This window comes from Streptococcus sp. (genome assembly GCF_032481935.1).
Lineage (GTDB): Bacteria > Bacillota > Bacilli > Lactobacillales > Streptococcaceae > Streptococcus.
Window position 1 is genome coordinate 1 of sequence record NZ_JAWERU010000019.1, and the last position, 13,855, is coordinate 13,855.

Here is a 13,855-nt window from a genome sequence, read left to right on the forward strand (position 1 = left end):
ACTTGCGATCTTCATTTCTATCGCAAGGGTAAAAACGTTCCCCGGTCTCACCAGTTCTCTCTTATTTCAAGGAACTGGGCTGATACAGTCTACCAGACTACCTGCGTTTCTATTTTCTAGCGCAGGGCTAAAAACGTCCACTGGACGTTCCAACTCTCTCTAGTTTCTAGGAGTTGGGCTGATACAGTCTCCCTGACTACCTGCGTTTCTAATTTCTAGCGCAGGGCTAAAAACATCCCCCGGATGTTTTTACTCCTCCATAAAGCTGTTGAAGACTTCTTCAATCATGTTCCATTCATCTTCTGAATCTTCAGGGATTGGTTGCAATTCGCCTTCTGTTCCATCTTCGTTTTCGATGAATGAGTATGCTTGGATTTCAACTTCGCCGTTTTCATCTTCTTCTGCATTAACTGGTACAAGAAGAACATAATTTTTACCAAATTCTTCTTTTCCGTCAATAGTCAAAAGGATTTCAAACAAGGTTTCGTTTCCTTGCTCATCTACAAGTGTAATAAGTTCACGTTCTTCGTGATCGTGGTTGTGATCGTGTGACATAGTTTCTCCTCTGTCTTAAAATTTTCTATCTAAATAATTTTGCAAAATCAATTGAGCGGCTAGTTTATCAATAACTTTTTTACGCTTATTACGACTAATATCTGCTTGCTCAATCAACATACGCTCTGCAGCGACCGTAGTTAGGCGTTCATCTTGATACTCTACTGGTAGACCAAAGAGTTCTTCTAGTTTGGCCCCATAGATTTGACTGGCTTCTACCCGCGGTCCACTGGTATTGTTCATGTTTTTAGGCAAACCAACAACAAAACGATCTACCTTATAGGTAGTAACCAGTTCCTTGAGACGTTCAAAACCGAACTCTCCCTGTTCTTCATTGATTTGGATGATTTCAAGCCCTTGTGCCGTAAAACCTAACGGGTCGCTAATCGCTACTCCTACCGTTTTGGAGCCAACGTCCAATCCCATAATTCTCATAGATTATAGATCGACTCCTTGTCCTTTAAGATAGTAGCGAACCAGTTCTTCAACGATTTCATCTCGCTCATACTTACGGATTTGATTTCGTGCATTGTTATAACGAGGAACGTAAGCTGGGTCTCCACTGAGAACATAGCCCACGATCTGGTTAATAGGGTTATAGCCCTTTTCATTCAAAGAAGCATAGACATCTGTCAATGTTTCACTGATTTCTTTTTTATTGGAATCGTCCAATTTAAAACGTACGGTTTCTTCAGTAAATCCCATTCTAACACCCTCTTTCCTTAGAATAGTACTATTATAGCACATTCGCGGTCGTTCTACAAATCACACAGTCTGATTCTGCTGATTTTCTCTGACTTTTTACTGGACTGTTGCCCCATTTGCAACACGATTAGCAATATAGTCCTCTGGTTCGTTTTTCAATAGATTTTCCAGTCCAACATTCTTCAAGTATTCGTTTTCACTCGCTTTTTTGAGATCCAGTGTTTGGAAATCATAGCTAGTCTTGGTTTCCATTTCTTTCTCATTTAAAAGAGTCGTTTCAATGGTAAAGCCTGAAATTTTTCGAGCTGCTTGAACAGACTCATCCTTGTCCTCAGCTTCTTTTAGAGCTTTTTTAGCTTCGTCTAATCCACGTTCAGAAATATAATTTTTTAAATCTTCTGATACAGGACGTTTTTGCTGAATGGTCAAGCTTAAAAATTGATTGCCTTTGTAAGTAATGATTTGAGTTTGCTGTGCTCCACTCTCATCAGCTGGCAAAACTAAGGTCTTAGTAACAACGGTATTCTTAGTTGCATTTTCTAATACGGGCAAGGTAGACTGTAGAGCTTCCTGAGAACTCTCAGTAGTTGAAGCTGCTGTTTCTTTTTTCTGACCACATCCAACGAGCAAAAATAGTGCTGCGAATGTTCCAATGACTAACTTTTTCATAAATCCTCACATGTTATCCAATTTAAATATTAGAGAAGGCCAGGAGTCACTCCCAGCCTTGATGTTTTATAGAGCCGCACGTAAACGCGCTTCTGCATTTTCCACATTACGGACAGAGCGTGGCAAAAAGGCACGGATATCGTCTTCTTTATAGCCGACTTGTAGGCGTTTCTCATCTACAAGAATCGGACTTTTCAAGATACGTGGTGTTTCCATAATCAGGTTGAGCACTTCATTCACACTCAAATCTTCGATATCAACACCAAGGGCCTTTGCATAACGATTTTTCGATGATACGATACTTGCAATTCCATTATCTGTTTTTGTCAAAATATCAAGTAGTTCTTCTCTCGAAATTCCTTCCTTACCGAGGTTTTGTTCTTTATAACTTAACTGGTGGGCATTGAGCCAGGTCTTCGCTTTTTTACAGCTAGTACAACTTGAGACTGTATAAATTTTGATCATGTACCTACCCCTTTCGCTACATGTTACTATCAGTTTAGACTATTATACCATAAAAAACATCGGACTTGCGACCTATTTTTAAAAAATTTTAACTTTTTTGGCAATTTTTGAACTTTTTTCTTGACAAAATACGAACTATAACCATTCTTTATACTTCTTAATGTAAAACTTCTTAATAACTGTAACGCTAAACATATACAAGAAAATAATACAGATTAAGAACAAGAAGTAAGGAAGCCCTAAGGGTGCTAGACGAAGGATATTTACTAGCGGTCCATAAGGTAGACTGGTTACGAAAAAGGCTGCAACCAGTGTCATCAAAATCACAAGCCAAGCTGGTCTGCTTTGTACAAAAGGAACTTTTGCTGTACGAAGCATATGGATGACCATGGTTTGAGACCACATAGATTCGATGAACCATCCTGTTTGGAACAAGATAATAAACTGAAGGGCAGATTCTGACCCATGAACATAATGATGCCCAGTCACCAAAGGAACAATGATAAAGTAGAGGAAGATAAAGGTCAAAATATCAAAGACAGATGAGATTGGGCCCATCCAAACCATAAATCGCGTAATGGATTTTGCTTCCCATGTATGGGGTTGTTTAAGGAAATCTTGATCCACATTATCAAATGGCAATGCTACACAAGACAAATCATAGACTAGGTTTAGGACAATGAGATGAACAGGAGCCATTGGTAAAAATGGCAAGAAGATACTCGCAACCAGGAGTGAGAAGATATTCCCAAAGTTTGAACTAACGGTCATCTTAATATATTTGGTCATGTTGGCGTAGACCTTCCGGCCTTCAACGATACCCGTTTCCAGAACCATGAGATCCTTGTCTAGCAAGATAACATCCGCTGTTTCCTTGGCGATATCGACTGCTGTATCTACAGAAATACCGACATCTGCCACCTTCATGGATGGAGCGTCGTTGATCCCATCTCCCATATAACCAACGGCATGACCATTTTTCTTTAACTGTAAAATGATACGAGCTTTTTGATCAGGAGACAATTTAGCAAATACTGTTACACTTTCAACCGCTTCTGCCAATTCTTGATCTGTCATTTGGTCAATGTCAGCCCCTAAAAACATATGCTCAACGTCCAAACCAACCTTTTCACAAATGGCTTGGGTTACTTTTTCGTTATCCCCAGTTAAAATTTTTGTTTTGACACCATGCTCAAGTAGAGCTTGAATAGCGGGTGCTGCAGATGGTTTTGGTGGATCCAAGAAGGCAAGATACCCCGTAAGGATCATGTCACTTTCATCAGTCACAGCATAGGCATAATCTTCACGTAGACCTGACTTGTAACCAACACCTAAAACACGCAAACCTTGACGGTTTAATTGACCAACTTCTGCTAATACTTCTTGGCGAATGTCTTCGGTTAGGGGAATGATTTCTCCACGATATTCCACATGAGTCGAAATGTTCAACATTTCTTCTAAAGCGCCTTTGGTAACCATACTAACGACATTGCTGTCATCTTTGACGATGACACTCATGCGTCTGCGTTCAAAGTCAAAAGGCAGTTCATCAATCTTTTGGAAGATGTTATCCAAATCTTGTAGAATAACGTGTTCCTTAGCTTCTTTTTCAGTTCTACTGATAATGGCACGGTCCATCAAGTTTTTCAAACCTGTTTGGAAATGTGAATTTAGATAAGCTCTTCTTAAAACTGCCATGTCCAAATCACCATGGATATCCAAAGGGTATTCTAAGACAATCTCATCTTGCGTTAGAGTTCCTGTTTTATCTGTACATAGGATATCGATTGCTCCTAGGTCTTGAATAGCATTGAGTTTTTTGATAACCACCTTTTCCTTGGCCATGATAATGGAACCTTTGGCCAAGCTGGCTGTGATAATCATTGGAAGCATTTCTGGTGTAAGTCCGACACCAACACTCAAGGCAAATACTCCAGCCTCTAGCCAGTCTCCATCAGTCAAACCATTTGCGAAAAACACGATTGGAACCATGACAAGCATCAAACGGATCAAGAGCCATGAAATGCTGTTCATTTCACGTTCAAAAGAAGTTGGTTCATCGTAGGTGTTGAGAGTCTGTTCAATAGCTCCCATCATGGTGTCATCCCCAACTGCTAGAACCATAGCTGTAGCACTTCCTGAGATAACGTTTGTCCCCATGAATGCCAAAGATTCTGCTTCTAAAAGGCTATCTACATTTTGACCAGTGGCTTTACTTAAAGCTAGCTTTTCAACCGCATCACTTTCTCCAGTCAAACCTGACTGTTGAACGAAAAAGTCGCGGGATTCGAACAAGATAACATCTGCTGGAATCATATCTCCCGCACTCAATTTCACAAGATCTCCTACAACCAACTCATCGATGGGTAACTCTTGTTCAAGACCATCACGAATAACAGTTGCTGTGTTGACAATCATTTTTGAAAGATTGGTTGTTGCCTTGTCGCTCCGCAATTCTTGAACAAAACGGATGCCTCCTGAAATCAAAACCAAGACAACGATAATAATAGAGGTCGTAGGATCCTCTTGGCCAGGTTTGGCAAGCCAGACGTTTGTAACGAGAGAAATAAAGGCAATCACAAGCAAAATGATTGTGAAAGGATTGATAATGGACTCATAAATCTTTTTAAAGATGGAATCCTCTTGACCCTTGGTAATGGTGTTTTCACCATATAGGTCACGGTTTTCTTCGACTTGTTCTTGGTCTAAGCCTTTTAGACTTGTATGGTAAATTGCTAGACTATCTTTTAATGGAGTTTGAATAGCTGCTGCTAGTCTTTCTTTTGTAGTTTTCATTGGTTTCTCCTATCTGTATGAATGGTGATTTCATACACGGGGACCAATCACTTTATAAGGACAGAACGACACAAATCAGCGATTGGCTGTGTATGTGCGGTTCTGGATGATCGTCAATTTGCATCGTTTGTCTCCTTTCTTTGTTTTAAAACAGCAGAAAATCCTGCCATAAAATGGCAGGACTAAAAAACTTATGATCTGTTTTCGTTCAAGCTTTAACTCCATAGGGCGATGTAATGAGCTTAGTCTTGACCTTCGCGATCAGGACTGTTGACCAACGAGTAGTGTCTCCACTGCTTTGCGGTAGTCATCCGTATCCCTATGGTAGCCTCACCTACCGTTTTCGCCTTTCAGTATAAACCTTTAACTAGTAAAAGTCAACGATTTATCTCATTTTCTTAGATCACAATCAATTCTTTCGGAGCAAGGGTTAATAATTCGCAACCGTTATCTGTAATCAAGATATCATCTTCGATACGAACTCCATATTTACCTTCGATATAAATACCAGGTTCATCAGTCAAGACCATACCAGTTTTGATAACTTCTTTGGAAGTTTGGCTAAAGTAAGGCTCTTCGTGGATATCAAGTCCGATACCGTGTCCGATACCGTGTGTAAAGTATTGTCCATAGCCTGCTTCCACGATGATATCACGAGGAATCTTATCAAAGTCACGGAAACCTAAGCCAGCCTTAGCTTGGTCAATCAATGCTTGATTAGCCTTCAATACTGTGTTGTAGATTTCTGCTTGTTCGTCACTGACATAGCCTAGATAGATGGTACGAGTCATATCACTCACATAATGCTCGTACAGACATCCGAAGTCCATGGTAATGGCTTCGCCTGGTTCTACTGGCTTGTGCATGGGGTGAGCATGGGGTTTAGAAGAGTTGATCCCACTTGCTAGGATGGTATCAAAAGACAAACCGGCAGCGCCTAACTCACGCATACGGAAGTCGAGGAAATTGGCAATTTCAATTTCTGTCTTACCAGGCTTGATAAATTCAAGCGCATCATGGAAAGCTTGGTCTGAGATAGAACAAGCCTTGCGAATGGTCGCAATCTCTGTCTCGTCCTTTATCATACGAAGAGCTTCAACAAACTGTGTCTGTGGAACTAGTTCCAAACCTTCAAAAGCCCCCTGCATACGGTGGTAATAAGAAACTGAAATTTCATCTTCAAAACCAATGCGAGAAAGGCCCATGTCTTTTGCAATCTTTGCGATAGTAGCCAACTCGTCACGCTCTGCAAAAATCTCAAAACCAGTCACTTCTTGCTTGGCAGCGATAATATAGCGGGCATCTGTCACCAAGACTTGACGGTCACGGCTGATGAAGACTGTCCCATTTGAACCCCAAAATCCTGTCAAATAGTAGACATTTTTAAGGTTATTGATAATGATTCCATCTAGTTCTTTTTCTTGCATTTTATCGAGAAATGCTTGCACACGTTTATTCATGATGTAACTTTCCTTTCAAATACTGTCCTGTATAGCTAGCTTCATTAGCAGCTACTTCCTCTGGTGTTCCTGTTGCGATAATAGTTCCGCCACCGACACCTCCTTCTGGGCCTAGGTCGATAATATGGTCTGCTGTTTTGATGACATCCAGATTGTGCTCAATGACGAGAACTGTATTGCCATCATCGACAAAGCGGGACAAAACGGTGAGTAGACGAGCGATATCCTCGGTATGCAAACCAGTTGTCGGTTCATCTAAAATGTAGAAGGACTTGCCTGTAGAACGCTTGTGGAGTTCACTTGCCAACTTCATACGCTGCGCCTCTCCACCAGAAAGTGTCGTAGCTGGTTGTCCCAAGGTTACATAACCTAGACCAACATCTTTGATAGTCTGGAGTTTGCGTTGAATTTTCGGAATGTGTTTGAAAAATTCAACCGCATCGTTGACGGTCATATCCAAGACTTGCGAGATATTCTTTTCCTTGTAATGAACTTCTAGCGTTTCACTGTTGTAGCGGGTCCCATGGCAGACTTCACAAGCCACGTATACATCTGGCAAGAAGTGCATCTCAATCTTGATAATCCCGTCACCTGAGCAGGCCTCACAGCGTCCACCCTTGACATTGAAACTGAAACGCCCCTTCTTATAGCCACGAATCTTGGCTTCATTTGTCTGAGCAAAGAGATCCCGAATATCATCAAAGACACCTGTATAGGTAGCAGGGTTAGACCTCGGTGTTCGTCCAATTGGACTCTGGTCAATGTCTATCAGACGATCGATATGCTCAATCCCTGAGATAGTCTTAAACTTTCCAGGCTTATCTGAATTGCGATTAAGCTTTTGAGCAATGGCTTTTTTGAGAATGCTGTTAATAAGTGTCGACTTCCCTGAACCAGAGACCCCCGTCACCGCGATAAATTTTCCTAGTGGGAAACGAGCAGTGATATTTTGTAGGTTGTTTTCACGCGCTCCAGTCACCTCAATAAAGCGACCATTTCCTACACGGCGTTCTGACGGCACTGGAATGGCACGTTTTCCTGATAGATACTGTCCTGTAATTGACTTACTGTTGCGAGCCACCTGCTTAGGCGTTCCTGCTGCTACAATCTCTCCACCAAAGACCCCTGCACCAGGGCCAACATCAATCAAATAATCCGCCTCATGCATGGTATCTTCATCATGTTCTACTACGATCAAGGTGTTCCCCAAATCACGCATCTTTTTCAGACTGGCGATCAGGCGGTCATTGTCCCTCTGGTGAAGACCGATTGACGGTTCATCTAAAATATAGAGAACTCCTGAGAGATTAGAACCAATCTGAGTTGCCAAGCGAATACGTTGGCTCTCTCCACCCGATAGGGTTCCTGCCGAACGAGAAAGGGTCAGATAGTTGAGTCCGACATTATTGAGGAAGGTCAAGCGGTCTTTGATTTCCTTAAGAATCGGACGAGCAATAATGGCTTCATTTTTTGATAGGCTCAACTGATCAATAGCTTCCAAATGGTCTGCGATAGACAGGTCTGAAATTTCTCCGATATGAGGACCTTTCTCTCCTCCTACACGAACAGATAAAGCCTGATCATTGAGGCGATAACCGTGACAGGTACCACAAGTTAGCTCATTCATATAAAGACGCATTTGTGTGCGGGTATAGTCGCTATTGGTTTCATGATAGCGACGCTTGATATTCCCTATAACACCTTCAAAAGGAATATCGATGTCGCGAACTCCGCCGAATTCGTTTTCATAGTGGAAATGGAATTCTTTCCCATCTGAACCATAGAAAATGAGATGTTTATCCGCCTCAGACAAGTCCTCAAAAGGCCTATCCATATCCACTCCAAAAGCTGTCATAGCTTGTTCCAGCATGTTTGGATAATAGTTAGAAGAGATAGGGTTCCAAGGCGCCAAAGCGCCCTCGCGAAGAGTCTTGCTAGCATCTGGCACTACCAAGTCCGTATCAACCTCTAGCTTGATTCCCAAACCATCACACTCACTACAGGAGCCAAAGGGTGCATTGAAGGAGAAGAGACGGGGTTCTAGCTCTGGAACTGTAAAACCACAGACTGGACAAGCGTAGTGTTCTGAGAAGAGCAACTCTGAATCATCCATAGTATCAATAACGACATAACCTTCAGCGATACGGAGAGCTGCTTCAATCGAATCAAAGAGACGACTACGGATACCATCCTTGATGATGATACGGTCTACCACCACGTCAATGTTGTGTTGTTTATTCTTTTCAAGTTCAGGAACTTCGGTCACATCATAGACAATCCCATCGACACGGACACGAACATAACCATCCTTTTGAATCTTTTCAATCAGCGTCTTGTGTTGCCCTTTTTTCTTACGAATAACAGGAGCCAAAATCTGCAAGCGTTGGCGTTCTGGCAATTCCAAAACCTTATCCACAATCTGCTCTACAGACGAAGCCTTGATAGCCCCATGTCCATTGATACAGTAGGGTGTCCCTACACGTGCATAGAGAAGACGTAGATAATCGTTGATTTCCGTCGTTGTTCCAACCGTCGAACGAGGATTTTTACTGGTCGTTTTCTGGTCAATGGAAATGGCAGGGCTGAGACCGTCGATAGAGTCCACATCTGGCTTTTCCATATTGCCCAAGAACTGACGAGCATAGGCTGACAGACTTTCAACATAGCGACGTTGCCCTTCTGCATAAAGGGTATCAAAGGCTAAACTAGACTTTCCTGATCCAGATAGTCCCGTCACCACAACTAGCTTGTCACGCGGAATTTCCACATCTATATTTTTTAAATTATGGGCGCGAGCCCCATGGATGACAATCTTATCTTGCATATTACTTCTTTCTAGTCCATTGTTGCTTTCCATTATACCAAAAAAAGTGAAATTCTATTACCAAAAAAGCCGATTTTGTAGTATAATTAAAAACTTATTTTTTTATGTTTCCTTAGGGTCCCCTAACCCTTATATCACGCGCTTTTTAATAAAAATTACTAACATTACTATTTACTACTTGCTCCCCCAAAGTACGCAAAAAGGGGAGCAAAAAAGCCCCACAAAAGGGCTAAGATTTGACGAGTTCAGCAGGCAAGAAACTAGCACGGTCAAACGTGCTTTTTTAATTTCAGGTTGCTGATAGGTATATTATACCATGAAGCGCGTGGTTTATAAGATTATAGCCTTACAAAAGCCCCTAGTTTCGTTTCTAAGAGCTTATAGTTTATCCGTGGAGCTTTAGTTGTCCAGTACGAAAAAAAGCAAAATGGGGGGCAAATATAAAGCCTATGCCTACATTTGCTAACATTTACACTTCTAATTTTTGTAGTAAAGTTAAATCTAAATCACATTTTCCACCTTGGCTAAGTTCTCCATGGCTTGCTTCCTAATTCTATATACATTAACCTTGCTTATCTTCATCTCCCTACAAATCTGAGCCAAAGAGAGGTTATTCACATATAACATTGTCAATACTAACCATTCCTCAATTTCATCTAACTGGTCTATTAAATCCATAACTTCTATACGCTCATTCACAATGGTATTGAGTTGCTCTATTACCTCGTCTTTTAGTTGCAAGGTTTCAAGTAGCTTATTTTCAGTAGTATTTGTTTTGCTGGTTGTTACTCTTATGTCAGTTTGGTTAGATCCAGCTAATAGTCCATGGTTTAAACTGTCTAGCTTTAATTGCAATTTTTTAATGATCATATCTGACTTTTTACAATTCTTCAGCTTTTTCTCAATCTGTTCAACGTTCACGCTGGTACTCCTTTATACTTTTTTTTGTGGTTGGAAAAGGGATATTTGAGTGGTATCTTTATAGATCAAAAAATCAAGCTAACTTCCTGATAGTACTACATTCTCTAATACTTATAAACATTTCAAAAAAGGAATTTTCTGCACAAAAGAGGGCGGCGTTCTTTTCCTCTAGCAAAATATACCCCCGTCTAAAAATAAAGGGGGTATCTCTGCCTCCTGTCTCGCCTTCATACCTGTTTAGTATCTTGTAATTGACTGTTGTAACTATAACGCTGAACAATATTTATATCATTTTTTTCTAACCATGATCTTTATTTAGATTTGTTTGGAAATGTTCCAAAACACTACTTCAGTTTGCTTAATCCATTCAGCCAAAAACTATCTCCTTTCTTGGTGTAGTTCACAAACTTTTGATAATGCTTATAATACTTGTTACGTTTCATATACTTTGGTCTTTCAGAAAAACCATCGAACATATATCCGCCACGTTTGGGATTCCAACCTGGTTCCACCTTTCTAGCTTCTCTCAGTGCTCTCTCCCAATAGTATTGGCAATCTGTCTTACTTCGGTTCAGTGTTGATTTGTGTATTTTCTGGCATGATCCACAACCATATAGCAAAAGTCTCTTATAGAGTTTTCTGCATCGATTACCACAAATAGGACAGAGAAAGAAGTAGCGATTACCTCCCTTGGTTCCTGGTATACTTGCTAAATCAAAATGATCACGTTCAAAGGTGATATACAGGTTATCTAAGTCTATCTCTAGTTTTCTACCGTCCAACTCAGCAATACCGTGACTAATATTCTTGTTTTTCATTGGCTTTATAAATGTCTCTATGGTTATTGATTTTATAACTTCCATTCGTTCAAAAATCCCCCTATATAGAAAAACCCAAATCTATTGCCTAAATGCTAAAAGGGGATTGCTCCCCTCTCTGTGTTTTATTAACCAGAATAACCTGCAAGGCCTTTATATTCGCCTTCTACGTCCAACTTTTGGAGTAGGCTAATACTTTCATCGCCCAGCATTTCCAAGGTACAAAAAGCGGTCATAGAGTCCATAGGGATAGGCTTATCAGAAAGCAAGCGATCAGCATAGTCTAATAGCTCCAGCTCGTAGTCTGTGACCTTGTTCAGCAAGCTCTCAAAATCCTCTGACTCTTTGAGTTGAAGCACGCGCTCCCGTTTGTAACGTTCTTCAAATGCTTCATCGTCCACTGGTTGCTTGTAATAGTCTTTGAAACTGTCACAAATACGCTTGAAGGTCTTGTTTAACTTCTTATCCTCCACATACTCAGCGACCAGCGTTCCCTTATCCTTGTAGGTCAATGAGATTGTAGGATGGCAATATGTTCCAGTCATATATCCCAGTAGCGCGTGACCTGCTACCCTAGCAGTATCTAGGTCTTTAAATTCGTAAGTGAAAGTAAATGTTTTTGCTTTGTCAGAAAATGTTTTTAATGTCATGTTATTTCTCCTTTTTCTATTTTTCAATAATCAATACCAACAAATTTTTTACGGTTATCGAGAATAATATACCCCTGTTGTATAGCTAAAATTACAAAATATTTTAGTAGTTTGTCTTCATGTTTCAAGGTTTGGACAAGCTCACTGTTTTTAAAAGTTTCCCATTCAGAAATATAAGAAGCAGAACCTCCATTTTGTGGTGGAAGAAGATCCAATTCACTTTCTTCCATCTTCTCATATATACTCTTTGTGATGTACCTTAAACGTGGGGTTTTAGAAAGCAACTCCCTGGACTGCTTTCCATAATTCCTACCTTGCCACTTACAAATAGCTTTATCAAATACTAAATACTTTCTTACTCTATCAAAAATATATCTCATCGGTTCGTTCTCACCAGCCCACTTAATAACCTCTCCAATATTTTCCATGTAGGGCATTGACTTGAAGGATAAAAAATTTTTGTCTTGGATAACTCGTTTATTTAATTTATTTTTTACCACTAGTTCCCTACTCCACTTTTTACAATATATATCCGCGCAACGTGGAAGTGTTAAAGGACAGGGTTACAGGGGGCGTAGCTCAATCGCCCCTGTTCCTGTTCCTTACTTCCACATTTCACGAAAATTGGACAAACTAGAATTGACGCTAGGCTATTCTAGTCATGTCCCTGATTTTACATCTGTAAAATTTTTACACTTTTTTTACACCTTTTTACAACTTTTACATTTGTAAAGTTTACAACTCTTTACATATTTAAAGTTGTTAATAAGCAGGATTTTCTTGTATCATTCCATCGACGACCACTATGTTATTATCGGATTCATCAATCAATTTGTCTAAGGTAGGTCTGCTGATTTTGGCAAAACGAGAAAGCTCTGACTTATTGGGTAGTCTATTATTCGCCTGTTCAAAGTTTGCTATCATAGATTTTAATTTGTTTGTCGCTTTTTCTTTTGTTTCTTCATTAGCCCATGCTTTTTCTTTCTGTTCTTTTGAAAGTGGTAACCCTGGTTCGTGATAGGCTAATATTTTCTCCTTATCATTTATCAACTGTGGATAGTAGAAAAGAAAATTTTTCTCCCCGTCGTAATCAGCTTCCGAGGTAACTGCTTCAAGTCTCCAATAAGTTCGCGTTTTTAACGGCAAATCTATGTTATCAAAATGTTTTAGAATTTCCTGCGTCTGTTCAGTAGGTAAATGTTCTAGCGCTACCTCAATATGATTTCGTAGATCCTCGCTTGTTGCTCTCTTGTTTTTAAAACTGATATAATCATTTGTTACGTTTAGCTGAAAATATCTTTTATTGTGCGTAGTCATTACATTCTTGGCCAAATCCCAGACAGCTTCTAGCCTCTCTAGGCGTAACAATTCTGGATCTAATTCCATCTTGAAAAATTCCAACAAGCTATCGCAATGAGCTAGAGACTCTGACCACTGCGCAAAGTCTGAACTTTCCGTAGTCCCTTTCGGTCTATCTCTATGACTTTGTGTATAGATCAGGCCACCGCCTACGTGTTGGTTAATCTGTTGCAAATAATCCCCTAAGGAGCCCCCGAACTGCAGTAATTTTAAATTATCAATACTATCAATAATAACCACTTGAAAAGCGTTGTTTGGTACTTTATCTTTTACAACTTTGGCTAAATCTTCTAAGGCCGTTGACTTTGGAAGAGTTAAGATAGAAATATTGTCAAGATCTTTTTGCTCAACTTCTAAAAGTTGGGCAATCTGCATGAACTTACTAAAACAGTCGTTTTCTTTATGATTCGTATTGATATACAAGACGTTGAAAGCTCTTTTACTCTTCCACCCTAGCCAATTACTCCCCTGGGCTAAAGATAAAGCTAGGGAAATAACTACGCTAGTCTTTAAGGATCTTCTTGGCGCCGATATACCCAATACTTGCCCGCGTCTCAACAATCCTGTCAAAATGCTAGCAGATGGCCCTATTGTCTCAGCAGGAACTTGTCCTAGTTTTTTAATTTCTGTCAT

13 protein-coding genes and 1 riboswitch are annotated in these 13,855 nt (G+C 40.2%); all 13 genes read right to left on the reverse strand.

Annotation, left to right across the window (positions count from 1 at the left end; all coding sequences use genetic code 11):
- Positions 1 to 249: 249 nt before the first annotated feature.
- A complete protein-coding gene (locus E7C97_RS05165) occupies positions 250 to 555 on the reverse strand; it encodes a DUF1292 domain-containing protein (RefSeq protein WP_000017624.1) in 306 nt (101 codons plus the stop codon).
- A gap of 15 nt (positions 556 to 570) precedes the next feature.
- Entirely contained in the window at positions 571 to 990 is a 420-nt protein-coding gene (ruvX, locus tag E7C97_RS05170) for a Holliday junction resolvase RuvX (RefSeq protein ID WP_316108362.1), read from the reverse strand.
- Between the two features lie 3 nt (positions 991 to 993).
- A complete protein-coding gene (locus E7C97_RS05175; protein WP_000507060.1) occupies positions 994 to 1,260 on the reverse strand; it encodes an IreB family regulatory phosphoprotein in 267 nt (88 codons plus the stop codon).
- A 96-nt stretch (positions 1,261 to 1,356) separates the two neighbouring features.
- Positions 1,357 to 1,929 (reverse strand): SP0191 family lipoprotein, encoded by a 573-nt coding sequence (locus E7C97_RS05180; RefSeq protein WP_000737513.1) that lies wholly within the window; start codon positions 1,927 to 1,929, stop codon positions 1,357 to 1,359.
- Between the two features lie 66 nt (positions 1,930 to 1,995).
- A complete protein-coding gene (gene spx, locus E7C97_RS05185; protein ID WP_000591164.1) occupies positions 1,996 to 2,394 on the reverse strand; it encodes a transcriptional regulator Spx in 399 nt (132 codons plus the stop codon).
- 135 nt (positions 2,395 to 2,529) lie between these two features.
- The gene (gene mgtA / locus E7C97_RS05190) at positions 2,530 to 5,190 is read right to left on the reverse strand and encodes a magnesium-translocating P-type ATPase (RefSeq protein WP_316108363.1); all 2,661 of its coding nucleotides are present in this window, start codon (positions 5,188 to 5,190) and stop codon (positions 2,530 to 2,532) included.
- Between the two features lie 192 nt (positions 5,191 to 5,382).
- Positions 5,383 to 5,536, reverse strand: a riboswitch (M-box (ykoK) riboswitch).
- 52 nt (positions 5,537 to 5,588) lie between these two features.
- Positions 5,589 to 6,650, reverse strand: a complete 1,062-nt coding sequence (locus E7C97_RS05195; protein ID WP_316108364.1) for a Xaa-Pro peptidase family protein — start codon at positions 6,648 to 6,650, stop codon at positions 5,589 to 5,591.
- Complete coding sequence (gene uvrA / locus E7C97_RS05200; RefSeq protein WP_316108365.1) at positions 6,643 to 9,474, reverse strand: excinuclease ABC subunit UvrA; 2,832 nt, start codon at positions 9,472 to 9,474, stop codon at positions 6,643 to 6,645. The genes E7C97_RS05195 and uvrA overlap by 8 nt, the downstream gene beginning before the upstream one ends.
- 501 nt (positions 9,475 to 9,975) lie before the next feature.
- Positions 9,976 to 10,395, reverse strand: coding sequence for a DUF1492 domain-containing protein (locus E7C97_RS05205; protein WP_316108366.1), 420 nt, complete (start codon positions 10,393 to 10,395; stop codon positions 9,976 to 9,978).
- Positions 10,396 to 10,739: 344 nt separating this feature from the next.
- Positions 10,740 to 11,249: a hypothetical protein gene (locus E7C97_RS05210; RefSeq protein ID WP_316108384.1), complete on the reverse strand. Its 510-nt coding sequence runs from the start codon at positions 11,247 to 11,249 to the stop codon at positions 10,740 to 10,742.
- A 92-nt stretch (positions 11,250 to 11,341) separates the two neighbouring features.
- Positions 11,342 to 11,863, reverse strand: coding sequence for a hypothetical protein (locus E7C97_RS05215; RefSeq protein WP_316108367.1), 522 nt, complete (start codon positions 11,861 to 11,863; stop codon positions 11,342 to 11,344).
- A gap of 23 nt (positions 11,864 to 11,886) precedes the next feature.
- The gene (locus E7C97_RS05220; RefSeq protein ID WP_316108368.1) at positions 11,887 to 12,363 is read right to left on the reverse strand and encodes a hypothetical protein; all 477 of its coding nucleotides are present in this window, start codon (positions 12,361 to 12,363) and stop codon (positions 11,887 to 11,889) included.
- 262 nt (positions 12,364 to 12,625) lie between these two features.
- The gene (locus E7C97_RS05225; protein WP_316108369.1) at positions 12,626 to 13,855 is read right to left on the reverse strand and encodes an AAA family ATPase; all 1,230 of its coding nucleotides are present in this window, start codon (positions 13,853 to 13,855) and stop codon (positions 12,626 to 12,628) included.

Coding starts and splice junctions, on each gene's coding strand:
- E7C97_RS05165 (WP_000017624.1), bottom strand. CDS start 555: ATGTCACACGATCACAACCACGATCACGAAGAACGTGAACTTATTACA.
- ruvX (WP_316108362.1), bottom strand. CDS start 990: ATGAGAATTATGGGATTGGACGTTGGCTCCAAAACGGTAGGAGTAGCG.
- E7C97_RS05175 (WP_000507060.1), bottom strand. CDS start 1,260: ATGGGATTTACTGAAGAAACCGTACGTTTTAAATTGGACGATTCCAAT.
- E7C97_RS05180 (WP_000737513.1), bottom strand. CDS start 1,929: ATGAAAAAGTTAGTCATTGGAACATTCGCAGCACTATTTTTGCTCGTT.
- spx (WP_000591164.1), bottom strand. CDS start 2,394: ATGATCAAAATTTATACAGTCTCAAGTTGTACTAGCTGTAAAAAAGCG.
- mgtA (WP_316108363.1), bottom strand. CDS start 5,190: ATGAAAACTACAAAAGAAAGACTAGCAGCAGCTATTCAAACTCCATTA.
- E7C97_RS05195 (WP_316108364.1), bottom strand. CDS start 6,650: ATGAATAAACGTGTGCAAGCATTTCTCGATAAAATGCAAGAAAAAGAA.
- uvrA (WP_316108365.1), bottom strand. CDS start 9,474: ATGCAAGATAAGATTGTCATCCATGGGGCTCGCGCCCATAATTTAAAA.
- E7C97_RS05215 (WP_316108367.1), bottom strand. CDS start 11,863: ATGACATTAAAAACATTTTCTGACAAAGCAAAAACATTTACTTTCACT.
- E7C97_RS05225 (WP_316108369.1), bottom strand. CDS start 13,855: ATGACAGAAATTAAAAAACTAGGACAAGTTCCTGCTGAGACAATAGGG.